Origin of the sequence: Ruegeria sp. Ofav3-42 (assembly GCF_022347725.1) — a bacterium.
Taxonomy (GTDB): Bacteria; Pseudomonadota; Alphaproteobacteria; order Rhodobacterales; family Rhodobacteraceae; genus Ruegeria.
In genome coordinates, this window is the sequence record NZ_JAKRGB010000032.1 from 1 (window position 1) to 19,368 (window position 19,368).

Below are 19,368 nucleotides of genomic sequence, written 5' to 3' on the forward strand. Positions count from 1 at the left end.
CGAAGCCTCTGACACAAAATACTTTTCGGTGTCAGTGAAGCGGACAGCCAACTCACGCGGAGACAGCTCACTTTCCTTCAGAGCCAGATCCTTGATCTTCTCGCGCATCGGCTGCGAAATGCGGTTCCAGACCGGTGACGGCTTGGGACTACGATCCTCAAGCGCCTCAGGACCACCCGACAGATACCGGTCATACCAGCGATAGAAGGTGGCTCTGGGGATGCCCAACTTGTCCAACGTACGCCTGGTCGGGAGATGAGACCCTTCGACGAGGCGGATGATCTCAAGCTTTTCGGATGCGCCCTTTCATCGCTGCAAGCAGCGACTGCCGGGTAACAGATACCTCATTCGTCGTCGTCCCCATCCCCGAGCATGCTTTTTTGAGAAGCCGCAGTTCCAGGGTCTGCTCAGCGACAACCTCCTTTAGATCGCGTGCCTCACAGCGCAGATCTTTGACCTCGGTCGAGGTCGCTGCACGCGCGGTGTCACCGGCAAGGCGTTTCTTGCCAGCCTCAAGGAACTCCTTGGACCAGCTGTAATACAAACTCTGGGCAATGCCTTCACGGCGGCACAGCTCTGCAATGCTGTCCTCGCCCTTCAGGCCGTCCAGCACGATCCTGATCTTCTCTTCTGCTGAATACTGCTTGCGCGTGGCACGGCGGATGTCTTTTACTACCTTCTCGCCGTGGCTCCGCTTGGTTCCCGGTTTCTGTCTCATCTCCACTCCTTGGTGGCTACGATGTGCCAGAAACCCTCTCTTATCAAATCAACCTAAACTGTCCCATTGGCGCTGACGTCAGACACGTTGGGTTGGTTCATTTGGTTGATACCGACACCGAGGCAAAAAAAGAAATAGCCTCACGGCGTGAATGTCGGCGTTGCGCAAGTCAAACGGTGAAAGATGCTGCAAAATCGACTTGGTTCTGGTACCCCTAATTTGTTCGACACCGCCTTAGTTCCTGGTGGGCTAGCACCGCCGAAATCGTAGTGGGGAGAATTCTATGTCTGCAACTGCCCGACGCGCCAACGCAGCCGCGCGATCAATCCGGAAAGTCGAATCCTTCTTTACATCCTACCATGCAGCGGTGAGAGAAACGCCTGCGGTCGCTGATTTCACATTTGGCAACCCGCACGAAATGCCTCTACCCAAACTCATTGATGCGCTGAAGACACACGCCGAACCTCAGAGTGTGGACTGGTTCGCATACAAGACCAATGAAGCAGACCCTTGTGCGTTTCTGGCGGGCGCGTTGTCTGAGGAATTGGGTCTACCTTTCGAGGCTGAAGATATTGCGCTGACCAAAGGCGCCTTTGGGGCGATCAAGATGTGTTTCACCATGCTTCTTGAACCCGGTGACGAATGCATCGTGCCATTGCCGGGCTGGTTCTGTTATGGGCCGATGCTGGCCGCGGCCGACGTCAAAGAGGTACCGGTGCCTCTGGACCCAGAAAATTTTGACCTCGACCTGGAGGCCATTGCCGGTGCAATTACCCCGCGTACTAAGATCGTGGTTGTTAATACGCCTCACAATCCGACAGGTCGCATTTACTCGCGTTCTGATCTGCAAAAGCTCGCTGATCTGCTCGAGGCTAAGTCTGCCGAGATCGGTCATCGAATTTGGATTTTGTCTGACGAACCTTACCGCCGCATTCGGTTCGACGGCATTGGCTTTACGACCCCGGCTGCTGTCTATCCGCACACGCTGATCGACTACTCTTACGGGAAGATTCTCCTCGCACCTGGGCTGCGCCTTGGTTACCTTGCGATCTCTCCAACCTTACCTGCAGCGGAACGAAAAGAGCTTCAAGCTCTACGGTTTGCCGTACAGATGGCGGATGGTTGGAATGTTCCAGATGCTCCGTTGATCTACGCGCTGCCGGACCTTGAAAACGTCTCAATCGACATTGCTGCGTTAGCTCGTCGTCGTGAGCGAGTGCTTGGCGCATTGGGTCAGTGGGGGTACAACATGACGCAGCCAGAGGGTACCTTCTATCTATGGGGGCGAGCCCCGGGCGGAGACAGCGATGCTTTTGCCGAATTTCTTCAAAAATGTGGAATCTACGTGATGCCCGGAACAGTCTTTGATCGCCCAACGGATTTTCGTATTTGTCTTACCGCTACTGACGAAATGATAGAAAACGCATTGCCCGCATTTCAGACGGCCGTAAACCAAATGCAGGAATGAGAACCGGTGTTAGCTTGAGTTTTGGGTGTGTCCATTGAAGGACAGCCTATTGCGCATTGCTGTCGTTTGATAAGATCAACAATGCAATAGCGGCGAATGTCCTGTGTGGATGTATAGACAAGCTTGAGCGCGAGAAAATCCTGCTCACCGAGAGAGTTGACCAAATCGTGCTTCCGAAAGGCAGGCGAGAGAAGTCTATCGAACCGGCCTTGGAATTTCTGTCAAAGCCTTGGAATCTTTATGAAAACGGTAGCTTACTACTCAAGCGAACAGTGCTTAGATTGACCTTTTCGGAACCCCTTAGATACTCCCGAGAAAGGGGTTATCGAACCGTTAAAATCACCTTTCCATTCAAGGTGTTAGCGGATTTCTGTAACCAAAAATGTGAGATGGTGGAGCCTAGGGGAAACGCCGCCGAACGCCTAATGCACTGATAGTAAACACTATTGTAGTGTGTTGGTTTGCAGTGTGTCTCACACTGGTGTCACACCTTTGCTTAGGACCGTGCAGAAGCGTATCCTTCAGCAAGAAGGGGCTAAACTTTCCCTTTCACAAGTCGCTCATCGTTTGATCCACATGGGCGAGCAAACGATCGACCAGCCTAAAGATCGGCGGGGGGCAGGTCATGAAGCGACGTAAACGCATTCGCTGCAAAGCTGCCCGAAAGCGAAAGCTGCGCGGCGTCATCCGACTTAACTGGCATGATCGTTGGCTCTACGCTCGGTAAAGAACTGCTGGATGGAATGGGGTTGATGTCTCATCCGGCATAGCCTGGCCAATGGCCAGTTGGCGCTCTCGGGCATTCCGATCCTTCGCCCGAGAGCGCACTAAACAGCTTCAACTCGATTCGAAAACGCGGGTCCTTCCGGTGGGGGTGAGGCCTGTGGGTGGGATACGGCGCAGAAGACTATTTGTGCGAGCGCTCTGGAATCGTGGCCTACTACTATTACTTGGTGCGCGCCGAAGGGGTGAAAAAAGGGTGGGACGATATGAATAATTGGCTGAAAGGTGCCTGAAATTCAACAACTTGCATTGATTGTTTGGTGGAGCCTAGGGGAGTCGAACCCCTGACCTCTTGCATGCCATGCAAGCGCTCTCCCAACTGAGCTAAGGCCCCTTCCAGGTACCGCTGCTGCGGTGGACGGACGTTTATGAGACGGCGGCGGTGAGTGCAAGTCCAAAATTGGATTTTGACTAAAAGTTTCTGTTCCGCATCCGAGGGTGGTTTGAGGCGGCGTCAGGGCCGCCTCGGACCGCTTTTAGTTTTCGTCCTCCGACGACATGTCGGTGATATCGTCCAACGAGACGTTGTCGTTGTTGTCGTCGTCATCGTCCAGTAGATCATCGTCCAGTTCAACGTCGACATTGTCGTCATCATCCAGAACCAGATCCTCATCCGACGCGTTCTCGCGTGCTTTGGCCGATGCGGCATCTTCCGCGTCTGCGGCGATCATCCGGCTTTTGCCGGTTTCAAGCTCCACGATCTCGCCAGTGTAGGGGCTGATGATCGGGTCCTTGTTCAGGTCGTAAAAGCGCTTTCCGGTGGTCGGGCAAACACGCTTTACGCCCCATTCTTCCTTGGGCATGTCAAATCCCCTTGATATCAGGTGAGTCGTAATAATGATTCAGGTCACGTGCCACATGCAGCGGGCACTGTCAAAGCCTTTGAGCAGGAGAAACAGGCATATGGGGGATCACGCATTGCCCGGAAAACCGCCGGTGCCGCTGACGCTGCGCAAATCGGCCAGGGCGCGGCGCATCAGTCTGCGGATTTCCCAATTGGACGGGCGGGTTACGTTGACTTACCCGAAAGGCGTTCCCGAGTCAGAGGCGTTGAGTTTCGCCAAGGTTAAAGAGGACTGGATCCGTCAGCACCTGCAGGACCGGCCAGACCCTTCGGTCGTAGAGTTCGGTCAAACTGTACTTGTTGAAGGCAGGGACAGGCGAATCGTACCCGCCGAAGGTCGGCGTGTTATGCTTAGGGATGCCGAGATTGCTGTGCCAGAAGGGTCAGAAGCCCGGCGTTTGGCGCGGTTCCTGAAGGAGTTGGCGCGGGATCGTCTGACCGAGGCCTGCGACGATTATGCGGCGATGTTGGGTCGGCCCTATTCCAGCCTGACCTTGCGCGATACGCGTTCACGGTGGGGGTCTTGCAGTTCGACCGGTGGGTTGATGTTTTCGTGGCGTCTGATCCTCGCCCCCTCGGATATTCTGCACTACGTCGCCGCACATGAGGTCGCGCATCTGGCCGAAATGAACCATTCGCCCGCGTTTTGGGCGCAGGTTGAGCGGTTGTTTGGCCCGTGCAAAAACCAGAGACGCTGGCTGCGCGACAACGGGGCGCAGCTTCACCAGTACCGATTTGGTGCCGACGCGAGTTGACCCGGGGACAGTTTGTGATCACATGGGGGCATGTTAAGTACCCGTCCAACCGACTCTCAGCCCGCTGCCCATGATCAGGTCTATCGTGCCTTGCGTTCACGTATCATGCACGGTGAGATGGCGCCGGGGCAGGCTTTGACCCTGCGTGGGATCGGCAAGGAATTCGATGTCTCGATGACGCCCGCACGTGAGGCTGTTCGGCGGCTGGTTGCCGAAGGGGCGCTGTTCCTTTCTTCGTCCGGACGCGTTTCCACCCCGGAGCTGACGAACGACCGAATTGAAGAGCTCGCGGCACTGCGCGCGCTTTTAGAGGTGGAACTGGCCAGCCGCGCCTTGCCGCGCGCGCACATGGCGTTGATCGACCGGTTGCAAAGCATCAACATGACCGTCGCGGAAATGGTCACGAAACGGGATGCGGTCGGCTATATCCGGTCCAACCTCGAATTTCACAGGACGTTATATCTGCGGGCGCAGGCACCCGCGATGCTGGCCATTGTCGAAACCGTCTGGCTGCAAATGGGTCCCACGATGCGTGCGCTTTATGGGCGGCTGCGACGAACAGAGCCACCCCATTACCACAAGCTGATCATCGCCGCCTTGAAAGCTGGGGATGAGCCCGGGCTGCGTCTGGCGGTACGCTCGGATGTGACCCAGGGGCTTCGGATGCTGGTCAGCTGAGCGGCTTGTTGCCGAGGGGGACGGATTGCTTTTGCGGGCTGTCACCGCGCTGGCTTGCGCGTCTGGTCTGCGATACTCTGAACCAAATCACAACAAGAGCAGATTTCAATCATGATCAATCGACGCCTATTTTCGTTTGGACTCGGATCAACCCTGTTGGCCGCCTGCTCCGGCGGCACGCCTACCACCGCCCCGGCGACGCGGATGCGGGCTGTCCCCAACTCGGGCTGGGACGCCTGGGTTGCGGGTTTCAAATCTCGTGCTGCATCACAGGGCATATCGCAGGCGACCATGAACCGCGCATTTCAGGGGGCAGGGTACTTGCCTGACGTGATCGAGCGTGACCGCAATCAGGTCGAATTCAAACGCTCGTTAGAGGACTATCTGGCGATTGCGGCGTCAGATGAACGGATCAATACCGGTAAGCAGATGATGGTGCGCCATGCAGGCACCCTGTCGCAGATCGAGGCGCAATATGGCGTCGACAAAGAGGTCATCGTGGCCGTCTGGGGCCTGGAAAGCCGCTATGGAGCCCGCCGCGGAGATGTGCCGGTGGTGTCGGCCGTATCGACGCTGGCCTATGACGGTCGCCGAGGTGCGTTTTTCGACAAGCAACTGGTTGCCGCTCTGAAGATCATTCAGGAGGGCGACACTACACCTGCCAATATGACCGGGAGTTGGGCCGGGGCTATGGGGCACACACAGTTCATCCCCACGTCCTACCTGGCCTATGCGGTCGATTTTACGGGCGACGGACGCCGCGACATCTGGTCCGAAGACCCCACGGATTCGCTGGCCTCGACGGCGGCCTATCTGGCGCGTGCCGGATGGGTGCGCGGGCAGCCGTGGGGCGGAGAGGTCGGTACCGTGTCCGGCACTCCGGTTGCGGTGTTGCAGCCGCAGACACCCGGGCCCCGCATCGCGGTGTTCCGCAATTTTCAGGTGATCAAGCGCTATAACAACTCGGACAGCTATGCGATCGGCGTTGGACATCTGGCCGACCGGATTGCAGGTGGCGCGCCGTTCCAGGCGTCGTTCGGGCCGGACGCGACCGGTTTGACACTTGAGGACCGGAAGGAGCTTCAGCGACGCCTGACATCCGCAGGCTACGACACGCAGGGCGCGGACGGTGTCATCGGAAACAACACGAAATCCGCCATCAGCGCGTATCAACGCGCTAATGGACAGGCCGTGAGCGGAGAGCCTTCGGTGGCGCTGTTGCGCCAGCTTGGCGGCTGACGGTCTAAGCCGCCAGCCCTTTCGAACCGATATCCAGGAACTTCTGACGGCGGTCCTTGATCAGGGCCGCCGCATCTTTGCCATCCATCTCTTTGAGCATAGCATCGATGGCGTTCCGCACGGATTCGACAGTGGCTTCACGATCCCGATGCGCACCACCCTTGGGTTCCGGGATAATGTGATCGCAGACACCCAGCTTGTGCAGGTCCTGAGCCGTCAGACGCAGGGCTTCAGCGGCCTCGCGCATCTTTTCCGAGTCCTTCCAAAGGATCGAGGCGCAGCCCTCGGGCGAGATTACCGAGTAGACCGAATGCTCCAGCATCGCGACGCGGTTCGCAGTGGCAAAGGCCACCGCACCGCCGGAACCGCCTTCGCCGATGATGACCGAAACCAACGGTACACCGATCTTCAAGCACATCTCGGTCGACCGCGCGATGGCCTCGGATTGGCCACGCTCCTCAGCGCCCTTGCCGGGGTAGGCACCCGCTGTATCAATCAGGGTAATCACCGGCAGACCAAACCGGCCCGCCATTTCCATCAGGCGTACGGCCTTACGATAGCCTTCAGGGCGGGCCATACCGAAATTGCGCTCAATCCGCGACTTGGTGTCGGAACCTTTTTCGTGGCCGATCACCATAACGGGCTGGTCGTTGAGCCGGGCCAGACCGCCGATCACCGCCAGATCGTCAGCAAAGTTCCGGTCTCCCGCCAGCGGAGTGAATTCGGTGAACAGAGCCTCGACATAATCCTTGCAGTGTGGCCTCTCCGGATGGCGTGCTACCTGACATTTTCTCCACGGGGTGAGGTCACCATAAAGTTCATCCAATAGCTTGGCGGCCTTGGCGTCCAGCGCGGCGGCCTCTTCGGCCACGTCCATTTCTTCATTGGCGCGAGCCAGCGCGCGCAATTCCTCGGCCTTGCCTTCGATCTCGGCCAGGGGTTTTTCGAAATCCAGATACTGGGTCATGACGCCTCTCAACGCGGAAGTTCTTCGCTATATGAACTTGCTGTCGGAGGATTGCAACACAAGGTAAAGCAGCCCCTGATCGGGGGCTGTGCCGTTAAAGGTCACTTCGCCGGTACATAACTGGACGGCAATCCGTCCGCATCTGCGTTGACCATGTAATATTGGTTTTCGCCACTGTCCCAAACCAGAAATGCGTCAGCCCCTTCGGGTTTGGACTGTTCGCCCCATGGGGCCTGAATGGTCAAAGCTTCGCTTGTCGCATATCCCAGATCAGAAACACGCAGCATTTCAACGGGTGTTGTCTTGAGCGCGCCGACAATGCCGGGCGTTTGATCCTCGAACATCGTCTTGACCGCAGGGGCCATATCCAGCCGCTCAATCAGGCGCTTGTTCTTGGCGGCGACATCGTCCAGTGGAACAAGCTCGTAAGCCTCATCAAACGTGTTTTTGCCGATGATGTAGAAGTCCGGGCCATCCTTGCGAAACTGCAGGGCGATGATCGAGCCGGTGTTCTCGGCCAGATACGCCTGATCGTAGCTTGTGCCATCGACCGAACCGAGGTTGTCACGGATTGGTTCGGGAATGGCGTCGAAATCGTCGCTGTTCAGCTGCCAGCCAAGGATTGGCCGATCCTTTATATAGGCTTCGGTGGTTGGACTGTGCTGGCTGACGCGCTCGGCAATCATGGATTGGGTCTGAACGTCATCGGCCTGCGTAATTGCTGGCATTACGGTAATGAGTGCAGAAAATACGATGCGGCGAAGTGGCAAGGATGGAATGATCATGACAGTCCTCAGTTCACGTGTTGAATAGTGCTTTAGATTTGTGAGTTATGCGCCAAGTGTAACATTTTTTAGTGGGTATTCCGACGCGAGTTCAGCAAGATTTGTGGTTGGAAAACATTCATCTTAGTGCGGGCAAAGATGAGGAAGGAAGCCGATGGCAACCAGCTATGAAGACCGTGTTCTGCGGGTGTTGGCCTACATCCACGCCAATGCCGCTGGAGATCTGTCTTTGGACGCTCTGGCAGATGTCGCCGCGATGTCTCGTTTCCACTGGCACCGCGTGTTTCGCGCTATCACCGGCGAGACTTGCGCACAGGCCGTGCGTCGGGTTCGGCTGCACCGCGCCGCAAGCTGGTTGGTGATGACCGATAAGCCCGTGGCGCAGATCGCGGTCGACGTCGGCTATCCAAACCTGAAATCCTTTGCGCGGGCCTTTTCCGAGGTCTACGGCAGCAGCCCTGCCGCTTTCCGTCAAGCCGGACAGTTCCTTCCGGCCAACCCACGATTCAAAACCGAAGGCCATCCCATGCACCCCGTCGAAACCCGCACCGAACCAGCCCGCCGCGTTATCGCTTTGCCGCACAAGGGGGACTATTCACAAATCGGCAAAAGTTTTGAGGCCTTTGGCGCTCTGTGTGAATCCCGGCAGTTGTGGCCCAAGGTTGGCCCGGTTCTTGCTGTGTATCTGGATAGCCCGGACGACACGCCAGAGGATCAATTGCGCAGCTTTGCCGGTGCCGAGTATCATGGCGACGAAACGCCCGAAGGTATGGAAAATCTGGAAATCCCGGGCGGGAGAACCGCGGTTCTGACCTATAAGGGGCCATACTCTGGCATTCGCGCCGCTTACCACAGCCTGTTTGGCAACTGGTTGCCCGAGTCGGGGGAAGAGCCCGCGGATCAGTCGTGCTATGAAATCTACCTGAACAACCCCCGCGAAACCGCGCCCGAAGACTTGCTGACGGAAATCTGCCTGCCGTTGAAATAGCTCAGTTTGGCCACAGGACCGGGTACAGCGAGCCGACCAGCAGCGCCGCCATTGTCCAGTTGAACACAACCAACCGGCGCGGGTTTGTCAGAATACGCGCCATCTGTTGTCCCAGCACGGTCCATGTGCTGACCGAGGGAAGGTTGACCGCTCCGAACACCAGAGCGACGACGATGATGGCCTGCAACGTCTGATCCGGGGTGTAGGCTGTGGTTGCCGTCAGGGCCATGGCCCAGGCCTTGGGGTTTACCCACTGAAACGCCGCCGCCTGCAGAAACGTCATCGGAGTACCTGTGTCGCTAGCTCCTTTAGCCGGGGCGGCGTGTGCGATTTTCCACGCAAGAAACAACAGGTATGCCACCGAGGCGACCTTCAGCACCGTATGGCTGACCGGGTACCTGTCGAAAACCTGCACCAAACCTGTGCCGACCAAAAGCACCATGAATGTGAACCCCAGGCCGATCCCCAGCATGTGCGGGATGCTCCTGCGGAATCCGAAATTAGCGCCCGATGCCATCAGCATCAGGTTGTTTGGGCCCGGCGTAATGGACGAGACAAAAGCAAAGGCGATCAAAGCCAGAAGGATATCATAAGTCATGAGCGGGATAATTGCTTTAAACCTGGCAAATGAAATTGCGTTTTAGTGTGCTTTTTCGCTAAACTCGCAATTAATGACGAAAATCGACCACATAAATAAGCAAATATTGCGCGAACTCTCTCATGATGGTCGCATAAGCAATCTGGATCTGGCGGATCGTGTGGGGTTGTCGCCGTCTGCTTGCCTGCGCCGCGTTCAGGAACTGGAGCGTTCAGGCGTTATCTCGGGCTATCGCGCGGTTTTGAACCCGGCGGCGCTGGGCGTGGGGTTTGTAGCCTATATTGGCGTCGGACTCGGCGAACACACCAAAGCCGCGCAAGAGGGGTTCGAACGTGCCTTGCAGCGGTCCCCCGAAGTGGTCGAATGCCATAATATCACCGGTACGTTCGAATATCTGCTGCGGGTCGAGTGTGCAGACCTTCCATCCTACAAAACTTTTCATACAGAAGTGCTGGGAACCCTGCCTCATGTGACCAAGATTACATCTTACGTGGTGATCGACTCGCCGAAGGACTTAAGGGCCTGACGTCGGGATCGTGATCGTTAACCGACTTGCGAGGTGAATTTTCACGTCCTAGTGTCTTCTCAAGGGCCTGATCAAAGTGGGGAGCAACCCCAATGGGCCGTACACTGGGAGAAGACTATGAAACTCATTCGGATCGGGGCGCTGGCTACGGCTATGGTGTTGGTCGCAGGGGTGGCCATGTCCGCGCCGCTGAAGCTGCAGCCTGCCAACCCGCAGCCCAACCCCAAAGCGGGATTGAATGTAAAATACGTCGGAAATGGCACGCAACGTAAGATCCGCGACCTCAACCAGGCAAAGCAGTTATTGTCCAAAGCTCAGCCGGGGCAGCCACTACGCGGTTTGGACTACCGAGATACGAACAAGGGCGAAAAGGTGCTGACGTTCACTGACCCGTATAATGTCGCGGCAGAGATTACGGGCTACATGCACTTCGATTCATCCGGCGTTTATGAGCTGGAAACTTGGTCGAACGATGGGATTGAAGCTTGGGTTGGCGGTCAGAAAATCGGCAAGGTCAATGGTATTCAGGGCTGCGAGGCCAATCAACGGACCGAAGTTGAGGTCCCTCAGGCCGGTTGGTATCCGCTGAAGATATTCTATTTCCAGAAACTCGGTACGTCCTGCCTGATGATGAAGTCGGGAAAGAAAGGCGAGAGGTTTACCTGGACGCCCAACGACGTGTTTGGCCGCTAAAAAAAGGCGCCCCGGTGGGCGCCTTTTTTTGTGTTTAGCTTGCAGCGATCAACTCGGCCTGTGCCACGATCACCTCAGCCTGCTTGATCGAGGCGATGTCGACCAGACGGCCCTTGTAGACTGTCGCGCCTTCACCGTTGGCCTTGGCCTGTTCCATCGCAGCCAGAATTTCGCGCGCTTCGGACACGGCTTCGTCTGATGGGGTGAAGACCTGATTGGCCAGTGCGATCTGTTTGGGGTGGATCGCCCATTTGCCGACCATTCCCAGTGTGGCCGAGCGTTTTGCCTGCGCGATATAGCCTTCGTCATCCGAGAAGTCGCCAAACGGACCGTCCACCGGCAACACGCCGTGGGTGCGACAGGCCGCAACGATGGCTGCCTGTGCCCAATGCCACGGATCGGACCAGTGCTTTTCGCCTTCGCGTAGCATGTAGTAGTTTTCCTGTGTTCCGCCGATCCCCGTGGTCTGCATACCCATCGAGGCTGCAAAGTCCGCCGCACCCAGGCTCATCGCCTGCATACGCGGGGAAGAGGCCGCGATCTCTTCGACATGGGCGATACCTGCCGCGGATTCGATGATGACCTCGAAGCTGACGGGTTTAGTGCGGCCCTTGGCGCGCTCGATGGCCGTGACCAGAGCGTCTACGGCATAAACATCTCCTGCGCAGCCCACTTTGGGGATCATGATCTGATCCAATCGGTCGCCAGCCTGTTCCAGCAGGTCGACCACGTCGCGGTACCAATAAGGCGTGTCCAGCCCGTTGATGCGGACCGACATGTATTTGTTGCCCCAGTCGACGGTGTTCAGCGCTTCGATCACGTTCGCGCGCGCCAAGTCCTTGTCCGAAGGCGCGACCGAGTCTTCCAGATCAAGGTTGATCACGTCTGCGGCCGACGCAGCCATCTTCGGGAACAGCTTTGTGTTTGATCCCGGTCCGAACAACTGACAACGGTTGGGGCGCGCAGGGGCGGCGGGTTGAATGCGAAAGCTCATCTGGACCTCGTGCGAGAAAGGAAATTACGATTTTCTTGCCTCATGAGGTATTAAATTGCGCAAGTCATAGCAAGCATCTTTGTGCAGCTGCGGCAATGCAATCGCAGCAATTGCCGAAAAACAGGAGCAACACAGTGATTAAAGTTTAATCGCTTTGAAAACTTGGAAGATTGATGCGTAGAATCTGTAATCTGTGCAAAATTTTCCCGCGCGACGATGCGTCGATGGGCGAAAACGCGAAACACTCGTGGAATTCGTCCCCTAGGCTGCGTCGGAATCAAAGGAGTGAACCGCAATGATCGAGACACCGTACCTGCTGTTTTTGGGCGATGCGCCCGACCAATTGGCGGCCAAAGTGGCAGTCGGCATCAAGGACTGGCGTCCTGAAAATGCCGTAGGCCAGTACCGTATGGAAGGTTGCAAGGCTGATCTGGGCCTGACCGACATGAGTCTGACCGAAGCAAAAGAAGCTGGCGCAAAGACGCTGGTCATCGGCGTGGCCAACCGTGGCGGCGTGATCAGCCAGGAATGGAAGAAAGTTCTGGTGATGGCACTGGAGGAAGGTTTTGACCTGGCCTCGGGTCTGCACAACCTGCTGCGCGACGAGCCCGATCTGGTTGCCGTCGCCGAAGCCACCGGCCAAAAGCTGCACGACGTTCGCGTTCCCGAAGTCGAATATCCAATCGCAAACGGTATCAAGCGCAAGGGCAAGCGTTGCCTGGCCGTGGGTACCGATTGCTCGGTTGGCAAAATGTACACAGCCATGGCGATGGATGCCGAGATGCGCAAGCGCGGCATGAAGTCGACCTTCCGGGCCACTGGTCAGACCGGCATCCTGATTACCGGCGATGGCGTGCCACTGGACGCTGTTATCGCCGACTTCATGGCAGGTTCGGTCGAATGGCTTACACCTGACAATGATGAAGATCATTGGGATCTGATCGAAGGGCAGGGGTCGCTGTTCCATGTATCATATTCCGGCGTGACAATGGCGTTGATCCACGGCGGTCAACCGGATGCCCTGATCCTGTCGCACGAGCCGACCCGCGAGCATATGCGTGGTCTGCCGACCTATCAGTTGCCGACACTGGAAGCGCTGCGGGATACCGCGCTGGCGCTGGCCAAAGTCGCCAACCCGGACTGTCAGGTCGTGGGCATTTCGGTCAACACCCAACACATGAGTGAAGCGGACGCCACCGCCTATCTGGCAAAGGTCGAGACGGATATGGGTTTGCCTGCCACCGACCCATTCCGCTTTGGCCCGGGTAAACTGGTGGATGCATTGGCCGCAATGTGATCTAAGCGGCGTGCCGGAGGCGGAGTTGTCCGCCTCCGGCGGGAGTATTTTGAAAAAGATGAAGGAGCTGGCGCGTGCAGGTAGAAGTCTCTCGTGACGTGTTTCGGCTGGCGCAGGTGTTCACCATCTCGCGCGGGTCCCGGACCGAAGCAAAGGTGTTGACGGTACGGGTGTCTGACGGAATGCACCAGGGGTGGGGCGAATGTGTGCCCTATGCCCGATATGACGAAACGCTGGAATCGGTCGAGGCCGAAATCGCCGCTCTGCCTGCCGAGTTCACCCGCGACAGCTTGATGGACCTGCTGCCTGCAGGTGCTGCGCGGAATGCGGTGGACTGTGCGCTGTGGGATCTGGAGGCCAAACGGGCCGGAAAACGGTCTTGGGAATTGGCCGGATTGCCAGTGCCGGGGCCTGAAATCACCGCGTATACTCTGTCGCTCGACACGCCTGAGAAAATGCAGGCGCAAGCGGCCGAGAATGCGCATCGCCCCCTGTTGAAGATCAAGCTCGGCACGCCCGATGATATGCCACGGCTTGAGGCTGTGCGCGCAGGTGCGCCAAATGCCAAGATCATTGTGGACGCCAACGAGGGCTGGTCGGCCGAGGTTTATGCTGATCTGGCTCCGCACCTGGTGCGACTGGGCGTTGCATTGGTGGAACAACCTTTGCCCGCTGGAGAGGATGAGGCACTTATAGGGATGGATCGACCAGTGCCTGTTTGTGCGGACGAGTCCTGCCACGATCGTACCAGTCTGCCGAAGCTGAAAGGCAAATATGATGTGGTCAACATCAAGCTCGACAAAACCGGCGGCCTGACCGAGGCGCTGGCATTGCGTGAAGCTGCCTTGGCAGAAGGCTACAAAGTCATGGTCGGCTGCATGGTCGGCAGCTCTCTAGCTATGGCGCCTGCGACACTGTTGGCACAGGGTGCGATGGTCACAGACCTTGACGGCCCGCTTCTACTGGCCGAAGACCGCGACAACCCGCTGATTTTTGATGACGCCGGAGTGCACCCGCCTGTGGCGGCACTTTGGGGCTGAGGAGACAAGACATGACCCGCACTGTTTACGTAAATGGCGAATATCTGCCCGAGACCGAGGCCAAGGTATCCATCTTTGACCGTGGTTTTCTGTTTGCAGACGCCGTTTACGAAGTCACCAGCGTTCTTGACGGCAAGCTGATCGATTTCGAAGGCCACGCCGTGCGCCTCAAGCGGTCGCTGGATGAGCTTGAGATTGCCGAGCCCTGCACCAAGGAAGAGTTGCTGGAGATTCACCGCAAACTGGTAGAGCTGAACGGCATCGAAGAAGGTTTGGTCTATCTGCAGGTCAGCCGTGGCTCAGACGGCGACCGGGATTTTGTATTCCCGTCGGCGGATACCAAGCCCAGCCTCGTTCTGTTCACTCAGAACAAGCCGGGTCTGGCCGATAGCCCCGCAGCCAAGAAGGGTGCCAAGATCATCTCGATCGAGGATATTCGCTGGGGCCGTCGCGACATCAAGACCGTGCAGCTGCTGTACCCGTCGATGGGCAAGATGATGGCCAAAAAGGCAGGGTGTGACGATGCGTGGCTGGTTGAAGATGGTTATGTAACCGAAGGCACCAGCAACAACGCCTACTTCGTCAAGGACGGCAAGATTGTTACCCGCCCGCTGTCCACCGACATTCTGCACGGTATCACTCGCAAGGCGGTCCTGCGCATGGCGGCAGAGGCTCAGATGGAAATCGAAGAGCGTCTTTTCACCATTGAAGAGGCGAAAGAGGCGGATGAGGCCTTCACCACCTCGGCCAGCGCCTTTGTCATGCCGGTGGTCGAGATCGACGGCGTGACTTTGGGTGACGGATCGCCGGGCCCGATCGCGAAGCGCCTGCGCGAGATTTACCTGGACGAAAGCCGCAAAGCCGCAATCTAAAAGAAAAAGGCCCGCCAGATTTGGCAAGTTACTTCCCAGACGTGTTGCAAAGTAAAAAACACGTATGGTGCAGCTTGCTCTTGCAAATGAACACCCTCGCAGAAATCTGCGAGGGTGATTTGGTTTGAGGCGTTAGTTGTGCGGACAAAACCGACCTTGTGTTTAAAGAGGTTTGACCAACCGATGAAGCTCTTGTTGATTTTTTCCAACAACGCTCACCCCACTTAAGCCAGTCGCGGTAAAACCTTCTCGTTCCCAGAAAGCTCGCCCCTTTGGATTTATGGTCATTACAGCAAGGTACAGATTTTTGGCACCGCCAGTTCTTGCAAGTCCTTCCACATAAGAGAGGAAGTTCCTTCCCGTCCCCTGATTTCGCGCCCATGGGCCGAGCATCATAAGGCCGATGTAGGCGTCACCGCGCTCAGGAAATCCAAAGAACAAATCAGCGATGCCCGACAACTGCTCTCCTAAGAAAAGCCCCAATCGGTGCACCTGTTTCGGATCGCAGTTGGGCGGAATTTCTTCGAAAAACTCCTTTGCTTTATCGAAACCGGGTGGATAGCCTTCCGCTGCTTCCCAATAATCGGGTGCCGCAGCATAAAATGCTTCTACTTTGCTGAGGTCAGACACGACATCGAGATTTCGTATCGTGAAAGTCATTGTGAACCTCTTATGAGCTTTTCTCGAAGTACTGGCCTGACTTCGGGGTGTTGTCAATTTGGGCTCTGTGCTGCCGTTCTTTGCGGCAGGGTCGGACGGGTCGTTTCCGGACGCTCAGCGCCGAGTAGCGAATGGCAGGTGAGCGCAACTTTGCAGCCGTTCACTATATGCCGCTGTGTGATTATGCGGCGGATTTGCGGTGAATCAAGCGCCGGGTTTCGATGGTCTTCAGTTTGATCCTTTCTCGCTGTTTCAGAATGGTCTGGCCGCGCCCGAAGGAGACATCACCCGGTGCCCGATATCTGTGCTGACATAGATCGACTTGAAAATGCTCAACTCACCCCACGGGTACCAAAGCTTGGCGAACGCACCGGCAAAGACAAGAAACCCGTGCAGGTCCAGATGGAGTGACAGGTAGTTGCCCAGCAGGAAAATGGTAACAACGTGGATCAGGTCATAGAAAGTTCCTTCCAATGAACGTGGTCGTGCGCGTGATCCAGATCCTGATGATGCTGCGGTTTGCGCCACACCGGGTGTTCATGAAGGGCCATCGAGAAAGTTATTCCTGTCGAAATCGAAAACCTGCAAAAAGTGCGGGCCTTGGTGGTCAGAGCTTTAACACTCCGCGCACAACCCGGAGGCTACCTAGAAAGGCATTGCCGCCCAATTCTTTGGTGAGCATTCGCCGCACAGCATCAAACCCGAAAATTGGGATTGCCGCTTCGACCTGCGCCACTTGCTGCTTGGTCAGACGCTTTCGGACCATGCTGCCGGTGGCATCAATCCAGTCTCCTTTACGCACGGAATTGACAATATCTGCACCGTGGCCTGAATAGGCGGCGATGTTATGAGGCCAATGGATCGTGCCCGTCAGAATATCTGGATTGAGGCCTGGCGACAGGTCTTCGTTTTCCCGCAACGCGATCTCTTCGGACGGCCCAAGGTAGGCCAGATCATGTGCCGTCCACAGGCCGGTATCGTGGTAGACCAGCGCCGTCTCAACCATCTTGCGATGTTCTTCATCACCATTGAGAAAAAATGCATCGCGTAAGTGATCACTCGAAAGATATGCCCCCAATACGCATTGCAATCGTCACCCAATGCGTCGCGGAAGCGTTCCCGCGGACTGTCGACGTGATCACTGTGGTCGATAACTGAGATGGCGCTCAAAGTTCAGGCCTTCCGGACGTCGCTGGCGAACCGCGCTGCGTTTTCTTTGGTAAAGGCGCTGGCATCGGCCTCTGAGTCCCAGAAATGCGGGTTTGCCTTGGGAATGGTCAAAGCCTTCTGAACGGCTGGACGAGAGTCAATCCGGTCGAACCAGGCATGAAGATGCGGCAGGCCTTCGACACTGGCGCGGGCCCAGACGTATGCACGGGCCCATGGATAGACCATCATGTCCGCGATGGTGTATTCCCCGGCCGCGAGCCAGTCTTTGCCCTCAAGATGAGCATCCAGGACTTCAAGCAGACGGCGCGACTCATCGACATAGCGCTTAATCGAAAACGGCTCTTCATGGCCATTTGGGGCGGCGATATGTTGGAAATACATGGCCTGACCCATCATCGGGCCAACATGACCGACCTGAAAGAACATCCATTGCATGACCTCGGACCGTTTGACCGGATCGGTCGGCAGGAACTTTCCGTATTTCTCTGCCAGATGCCAAAGGATCGCGCCGCTTTCGAAAATCGCCCGCCCTTCGGCCCGATCCTCGATCGTCGGGATTTTGCCATTGGGGTTGAGCCTCAGATAGTCTGGCGTTTTCTGTTCCTGTTTCGAGAAATCGATAGCAGTGAGGTCGTAGGGAACGCCCGCTTCCTCGAGAAAGATAACCGGCTTATAGCCGTTCATGGTGGCTGCGGTGTAAAGGTGGATATCAGGCTGGGACATAGTCGGCCTCGGCAAAAACGGTGTCCAGATGAGCGTCAAGGCGTTTGAAGTCTGCCTCGATCTCGGGATTTTTCATAACATCAAACGCTGCAAAACTCGGCAATTGTTCCATGGCCAGGAATTTTGCGTTCAGGTGCACCGGTCGAAGCAGATCATCGACACTACTGCCTTCAAAGAACGGCTCTGAGGTGTCATCGAATGCTTCTTTTGGTGCGTTGAACGTCACGGATAGCATGTATTTCGTGCCCGTCAGCGTACCGCCCATGCCGTAATTGGCTTTTGGCGCTTCGGTCGTACGGCCATCTCCGGCGCTCAGGCGCCCATCCATTCCGGCGGTGTAGACTTCGTCCATGTATTTCTTGAAAATCCAGGGCGTTCCCATCCAGTTCACCGGAAACTGCATGATGATCACATTCGCCCAGACATGGGACTCAACCTCGGCGTTGATGTCATAACCATCGGCGATGGTTGTCAGGCGTACTGTGTGGCCTTTGGCGGTAAGTGCCTTCTGCGCATTTTGCGCCAGGCTGGCGTTCAGTCTGCCCGGGGCGAATTCATAGGGCTGTGTGCCGTTGATGATCAATATGTTGCTCATGTCGGGTTCCTTGTTCCTCAGAAACGGCGACCGCTTGACTTGTCGCCGCTTGGGGGTGAAATTGTGTACCCAAAGAGGAAAAGGCAACCAGTATACTTTAAGTAACCTACTATCACACCAAAGGAGGTTTAAAATGCGCGCCCGGATCGAGAACGATACCAAGGGACGGCGACGGGTTTACGAAGCCTGTGCAGAGCCTTGCGCGATTGAGCGCGGGATGCGGATCATCGGTGGGAAATGGACGGGATCCATCCTGTGGCACCTGAAGGATGGCCCTGTGCGGTTCAATGATCTCTCCCGCATGATCGGCGGTGCGAGCAAGAAGATGATCACCGAACGCTTGCGCCAGCTCGAAGCCCAGGGCTTGGTGCGGCGCGAGGTTTTGGATACAGCGCCAGTTTCGGTGCAGTATGAGATCACTGAATTTGGACGCACCGCCCTTGGATTTCTGGACGCGCTACGAGAGTGGACCGAAAGCCTGCCTCAAGACGTTTCAGTGACCTAATCGTTTGATCCATGAAGAAGTGCAAAGCAATCTCTTGGAGTAAGGGATCAATTTAAAGGCTTGGAATTGCAGCACTTGCAGACCGCAATCGCCACGAAAGTCCGCTATCTGCGGATTTTATCGAAAGACACCGTGTTGCTGGTGCTGAAAATGTCTACCAGAATACGGCGCGGTGGCCTTTCCTATCAGGCTTTTCGCGTTTGCTGCGGTGCGGGAGAGATATTTGCCAGTTTGCGGAGGTTCTGGGCGGTGGCGGCGAGCAGGAATTCGTCATTGGCACCACATGGGCCGCGTAATCGGAGCTGTCCGAGGCCCAGGATGCGTTTTAAGTGGGCAAAGAGCCTTTCGACCTTCTTCCTGAGCTTCATCGATATGTCGTACTGACGGGTCCTGGCGATGTCGCGCGCGACCCGGCGGGCGTCTTCGTGCTCCTCACGGGTGATCTTGCGGGCATCGGCGTTCGGGCAACA

The 19,368-nt window shown here is 56.6% G+C and carries 22 protein-coding genes, 1 tRNA gene and 1 pseudogene; 11 read left to right on the plus strand and 13 right to left on the minus strand.

Translation table 11 applies throughout. From position 1 onward, the window contains the following. Window positions 1-718, minus strand: a pseudogene (locus MHN28_RS23905) (helix-turn-helix domain-containing protein); the annotation flags it as partial. Between the two features lie 283 nt (window positions 719-1,001). Here MHN28_RS23905 and MHN28_RS23910 point away from each other — a divergent pair. Next, a complete protein-coding gene (locus tag MHN28_RS23910; RefSeq protein ID WP_239345455.1) occupies window positions 1,002-2,186 on the plus strand; it encodes an aminotransferase class I/II-fold pyridoxal phosphate-dependent enzyme in 1,185 nt (394 codons plus the stop codon). A 1,041-nt stretch (window positions 2,187-3,227) separates the two neighbouring features. Here MHN28_RS23910 and MHN28_RS23915 read toward each other — a convergent pair. Together MHN28_RS23915 and MHN28_RS23920 are read right to left on the minus strand one after the other, a co-directional pair. Then, window positions 3,228-3,303, minus strand: a tRNA-Ala gene (locus tag MHN28_RS23915). Between the two features lie 142 nt (window positions 3,304-3,445). After that, window positions 3,446-3,772 carry a TIGR02300 family protein gene (locus tag MHN28_RS23920; RefSeq protein WP_239345457.1) on the minus strand — a complete coding sequence of 109 codons (327 nt, stop codon included), beginning with the start codon at window positions 3,770-3,772 and terminating at the stop codon, window positions 3,446-3,448. A 100-nt stretch (window positions 3,773-3,872) separates the two neighbouring features. On the opposite strand from MHN28_RS23920, the gene MHN28_RS23925 reads away from it, so the two are divergent. The 3 genes from MHN28_RS23925 to MHN28_RS23935 all read left to right on the plus strand — a co-directional run bounded on the left by MHN28_RS23925 (window position 3,873) and on the right by MHN28_RS23935 (window position 6,485). Beyond that, the gene (locus tag MHN28_RS23925) at window positions 3,873-4,568 is read left to right on the plus strand and encodes a M48 family metallopeptidase (RefSeq protein WP_239345459.1); all 696 of its coding nucleotides are present in this window, start codon (window positions 3,873-3,875) and stop codon (window positions 4,566-4,568) included. Window positions 4,569-4,598: 30 nt separating this feature from the next. Further along, window positions 4,599-5,246 carry a GntR family transcriptional regulator gene (locus MHN28_RS23930; RefSeq protein ID WP_239345461.1) on the plus strand — a complete coding sequence of 216 codons (648 nt, stop codon included), beginning with the start codon at window positions 4,599-4,601 and terminating at the stop codon, window positions 5,244-5,246. A 111-nt stretch (window positions 5,247-5,357) separates the two neighbouring features. Further along, on the plus strand, window positions 5,358-6,485 hold the full coding sequence (locus MHN28_RS23935; protein WP_239345463.1) for a lytic murein transglycosylase: 1,128 nt from the start codon (window positions 5,358-5,360) through the stop codon (window positions 6,483-6,485). A gap of 4 nt (window positions 6,486-6,489) precedes the next feature. Here the strand turns inward: MHN28_RS23935 and MHN28_RS23940 are convergent, their stop codons facing one another. Together MHN28_RS23940 and MHN28_RS23945 are read right to left on the minus strand one after the other, a co-directional pair. Further along, window positions 6,490-7,452 (minus strand): acetyl-CoA carboxylase carboxyltransferase subunit alpha, encoded by a 963-nt coding sequence (locus MHN28_RS23940; RefSeq protein WP_239345465.1) that lies wholly within the window; start codon window positions 7,450-7,452, stop codon window positions 6,490-6,492. A gap of 101 nt (window positions 7,453-7,553) precedes the next feature. After that, window positions 7,554-8,237 carry a hypothetical protein gene (locus tag MHN28_RS23945; RefSeq protein ID WP_239345467.1) on the minus strand — a complete coding sequence of 228 codons (684 nt, stop codon included), beginning with the start codon at window positions 8,235-8,237 and terminating at the stop codon, window positions 7,554-7,556. 154 nt (window positions 8,238-8,391) lie between these two features. Between MHN28_RS23945 and MHN28_RS23950 the strand changes: the two genes are divergently transcribed. Next, window positions 8,392-9,225, plus strand: coding sequence for a GyrI-like domain-containing protein (locus MHN28_RS23950; RefSeq protein WP_239345468.1), 834 nt, complete (start codon window positions 8,392-8,394; stop codon window positions 9,223-9,225). A gap of 1 nt (window position 9,226) precedes the next feature. On the opposite strand, the gene MHN28_RS23955 is transcribed toward MHN28_RS23950, so the two are convergent. Beyond that, a complete protein-coding gene (locus MHN28_RS23955) occupies window positions 9,227-9,823 on the minus strand; it encodes a LysE family translocator (RefSeq protein WP_239345470.1) in 597 nt (198 codons plus the stop codon). 73 nt (window positions 9,824-9,896) lie between these two features. Between MHN28_RS23955 and MHN28_RS23960 the strand changes: the two genes are divergently transcribed. Next, window positions 9,897-10,349, plus strand: a complete 453-nt coding sequence (locus MHN28_RS23960) for an Lrp/AsnC family transcriptional regulator (RefSeq protein ID WP_239345472.1) — start codon at window positions 9,897-9,899, stop codon at window positions 10,347-10,349. 117 nt (window positions 10,350-10,466) lie between these two features. After that, the gene (locus MHN28_RS23965) at window positions 10,467-11,042 is read left to right on the plus strand and encodes a PA14 domain-containing protein (protein ID WP_239345474.1); all 576 of its coding nucleotides are present in this window, start codon (window positions 10,467-10,469) and stop codon (window positions 11,040-11,042) included. A 34-nt stretch (window positions 11,043-11,076) separates the two neighbouring features. On the opposite strand, the gene MHN28_RS23970 is transcribed toward MHN28_RS23965, so the two are convergent. Beyond that, window positions 11,077-12,036 (minus strand): L-malyl-CoA/beta-methylmalyl-CoA lyase, encoded by a 960-nt coding sequence (locus MHN28_RS23970; RefSeq protein ID WP_239345476.1) that lies wholly within the window; start codon window positions 12,034-12,036, stop codon window positions 11,077-11,079. Window positions 12,037-12,331: 295 nt separating this feature from the next. On the opposite strand from MHN28_RS23970, the gene dgcN reads away from it, so the two are divergent. From dgcN to MHN28_RS23985, 3 genes are all read left to right on the plus strand, one after another. Continuing rightward, entirely contained in the window at window positions 12,332-13,333 is a 1,002-nt protein-coding gene (gene dgcN / locus MHN28_RS23975) for an N-acetyltransferase DgcN (RefSeq protein WP_239345478.1), read from the plus strand. Window positions 13,334-13,407: 74 nt separating this feature from the next. Beyond that, window positions 13,408-14,373 carry an N-acetyl-D-Glu racemase DgcA gene (gene dgcA / locus MHN28_RS23980; RefSeq protein ID WP_239345480.1) on the plus strand — a complete coding sequence of 322 codons (966 nt, stop codon included), beginning with the start codon at window positions 13,408-13,410 and terminating at the stop codon, window positions 14,371-14,373. A gap of 11 nt (window positions 14,374-14,384) precedes the next feature. Next, a complete protein-coding gene (locus MHN28_RS23985) occupies window positions 14,385-15,245 on the plus strand; it encodes a D-amino-acid transaminase (protein WP_239345481.1) in 861 nt (286 codons plus the stop codon). Window positions 15,246-15,407: 162 nt separating this feature from the next. Here the strand turns inward: MHN28_RS23985 and MHN28_RS23990 are convergent, their stop codons facing one another. From MHN28_RS23990 to MHN28_RS24010, 5 genes are all read right to left on the minus strand, one after another. Then, a complete protein-coding gene (locus MHN28_RS23990) occupies window positions 15,408-15,905 on the minus strand; it encodes a GNAT family N-acetyltransferase (RefSeq protein ID WP_239345483.1) in 498 nt (165 codons plus the stop codon). 252 nt (window positions 15,906-16,157) lie between these two features. Then, the gene (locus MHN28_RS23995) at window positions 16,158-16,379 is read right to left on the minus strand and encodes a hypothetical protein (RefSeq protein ID WP_239345484.1); all 222 of its coding nucleotides are present in this window, start codon (window positions 16,377-16,379) and stop codon (window positions 16,158-16,160) included. A 133-nt stretch (window positions 16,380-16,512) separates the two neighbouring features. Next, window positions 16,513-16,911 (minus strand): hypothetical protein, encoded by a 399-nt coding sequence (locus tag MHN28_RS24000; protein WP_239345486.1) that lies wholly within the window; start codon window positions 16,909-16,911, stop codon window positions 16,513-16,515. Between the two features lie 167 nt (window positions 16,912-17,078). Beyond that, window positions 17,079-17,798: a glutathione S-transferase family protein gene (locus MHN28_RS24005; RefSeq protein WP_239345487.1), complete on the minus strand. Its 720-nt coding sequence runs from the start codon at window positions 17,796-17,798 to the stop codon at window positions 17,079-17,081. Further along, on the minus strand, window positions 17,785-18,393 hold the full coding sequence (locus MHN28_RS24010) for an NAD(P)H-dependent oxidoreductase (RefSeq protein ID WP_239345489.1): 609 nt from the start codon (window positions 18,391-18,393) through the stop codon (window positions 17,785-17,787). The genes MHN28_RS24005 and MHN28_RS24010 overlap by 14 nt, the downstream gene beginning before the upstream one ends. 133 nt (window positions 18,394-18,526) lie before the next feature. Here MHN28_RS24010 and MHN28_RS24015 point away from each other — a divergent pair, with 133 nt between their 5' ends. Continuing rightward, entirely contained in the window at window positions 18,527-18,898 is a 372-nt protein-coding gene (locus MHN28_RS24015) for a helix-turn-helix domain-containing protein (RefSeq protein WP_239345491.1), read from the plus strand. Window positions 18,899-19,083: 185 nt separating this feature from the next. On the opposite strand, the gene MHN28_RS24020 is transcribed toward MHN28_RS24015, so the two are convergent. Further along, a partial coding sequence (locus tag MHN28_RS24020; RefSeq protein ID WP_239345492.1) for a transposase occupies window positions 19,084-19,368 on the minus strand: 285 nt, incomplete at its 5' end.

Excerpts from the sequence above, each read along its gene's own strand:
- MHN28_RS23920 (WP_239345457.1), bottom strand. The coding sequence starts at position 3,772 with ATGCCCAAGGAAGAATGGGGCGTAAAGCGTGTTTGCCCGACCACCGGA.
- MHN28_RS23970 (WP_239345476.1), bottom strand. The coding sequence starts at position 12,036 with ATGAGCTTTCGCATTCAACCCGCCGCCCCTGCGCGCCCCAACCGTTGT.
- MHN28_RS23930 (WP_239345461.1), top strand. The coding sequence starts at position 4,599 with ATGTTAAGTACCCGTCCAACCGACTCTCAGCCCGCTGCCCATGATCAG.
- MHN28_RS24000 (WP_239345486.1), bottom strand. The coding sequence starts at position 16,911 with ATGGTTGAGACGGCGCTGGTCTACCACGATACCGGCCTGTGGACGGCA.
- MHN28_RS23950 (WP_239345468.1), top strand. The coding sequence starts at position 8,392 with ATGGCAACCAGCTATGAAGACCGTGTTCTGCGGGTGTTGGCCTACATC.
- MHN28_RS23985 (WP_239345481.1), top strand. The coding sequence starts at position 14,385 with ATGACCCGCACTGTTTACGTAAATGGCGAATATCTGCCCGAGACCGAG.
- MHN28_RS23955 (WP_239345470.1), bottom strand. The coding sequence starts at position 9,823 with ATGACTTATGATATCCTTCTGGCTTTGATCGCCTTTGCTTTTGTCTCG.
- MHN28_RS24010 (WP_239345489.1), bottom strand. The coding sequence starts at position 18,393 with ATGAGCAACATATTGATCATCAACGGCACACAGCCCTATGAATTCGCC.
- MHN28_RS23990 (WP_239345483.1), bottom strand. The coding sequence starts at position 15,905 with ATGACTTTCACGATACGAAATCTCGATGTCGTGTCTGACCTCAGCAAA.
- MHN28_RS23940 (WP_239345465.1), bottom strand. The coding sequence starts at position 7,452 with ATGACCCAGTATCTGGATTTCGAAAAACCCCTGGCCGAGATCGAAGGC.
- dgcN (WP_239345478.1), top strand. The coding sequence starts at position 12,332 with ATGATCGAGACACCGTACCTGCTGTTTTTGGGCGATGCGCCCGACCAA.
- MHN28_RS23960 (WP_239345472.1), top strand. The coding sequence starts at position 9,897 with ATGACGAAAATCGACCACATAAATAAGCAAATATTGCGCGAACTCTCT.
- MHN28_RS23925 (WP_239345459.1), top strand. The coding sequence starts at position 3,873 with ATGGGGGATCACGCATTGCCCGGAAAACCGCCGGTGCCGCTGACGCTG.
- MHN28_RS23945 (WP_239345467.1), bottom strand. The coding sequence starts at position 8,237 with ATGATCATTCCATCCTTGCCACTTCGCCGCATCGTATTTTCTGCACTC.
- MHN28_RS23935 (WP_239345463.1), top strand. The coding sequence starts at position 5,358 with ATGATCAATCGACGCCTATTTTCGTTTGGACTCGGATCAACCCTGTTG.
- MHN28_RS23910 (WP_239345455.1), top strand. The coding sequence starts at position 1,002 with ATGTCTGCAACTGCCCGACGCGCCAACGCAGCCGCGCGATCAATCCGG.
- MHN28_RS23965 (WP_239345474.1), top strand. The coding sequence starts at position 10,467 with ATGAAACTCATTCGGATCGGGGCGCTGGCTACGGCTATGGTGTTGGTC.
- MHN28_RS24005 (WP_239345487.1), bottom strand. The coding sequence starts at position 17,798 with ATGTCCCAGCCTGATATCCACCTTTACACCGCAGCCACCATGAACGGC.
- MHN28_RS24015 (WP_239345491.1), top strand. The coding sequence starts at position 18,527 with ATGCGCGCCCGGATCGAGAACGATACCAAGGGACGGCGACGGGTTTAC.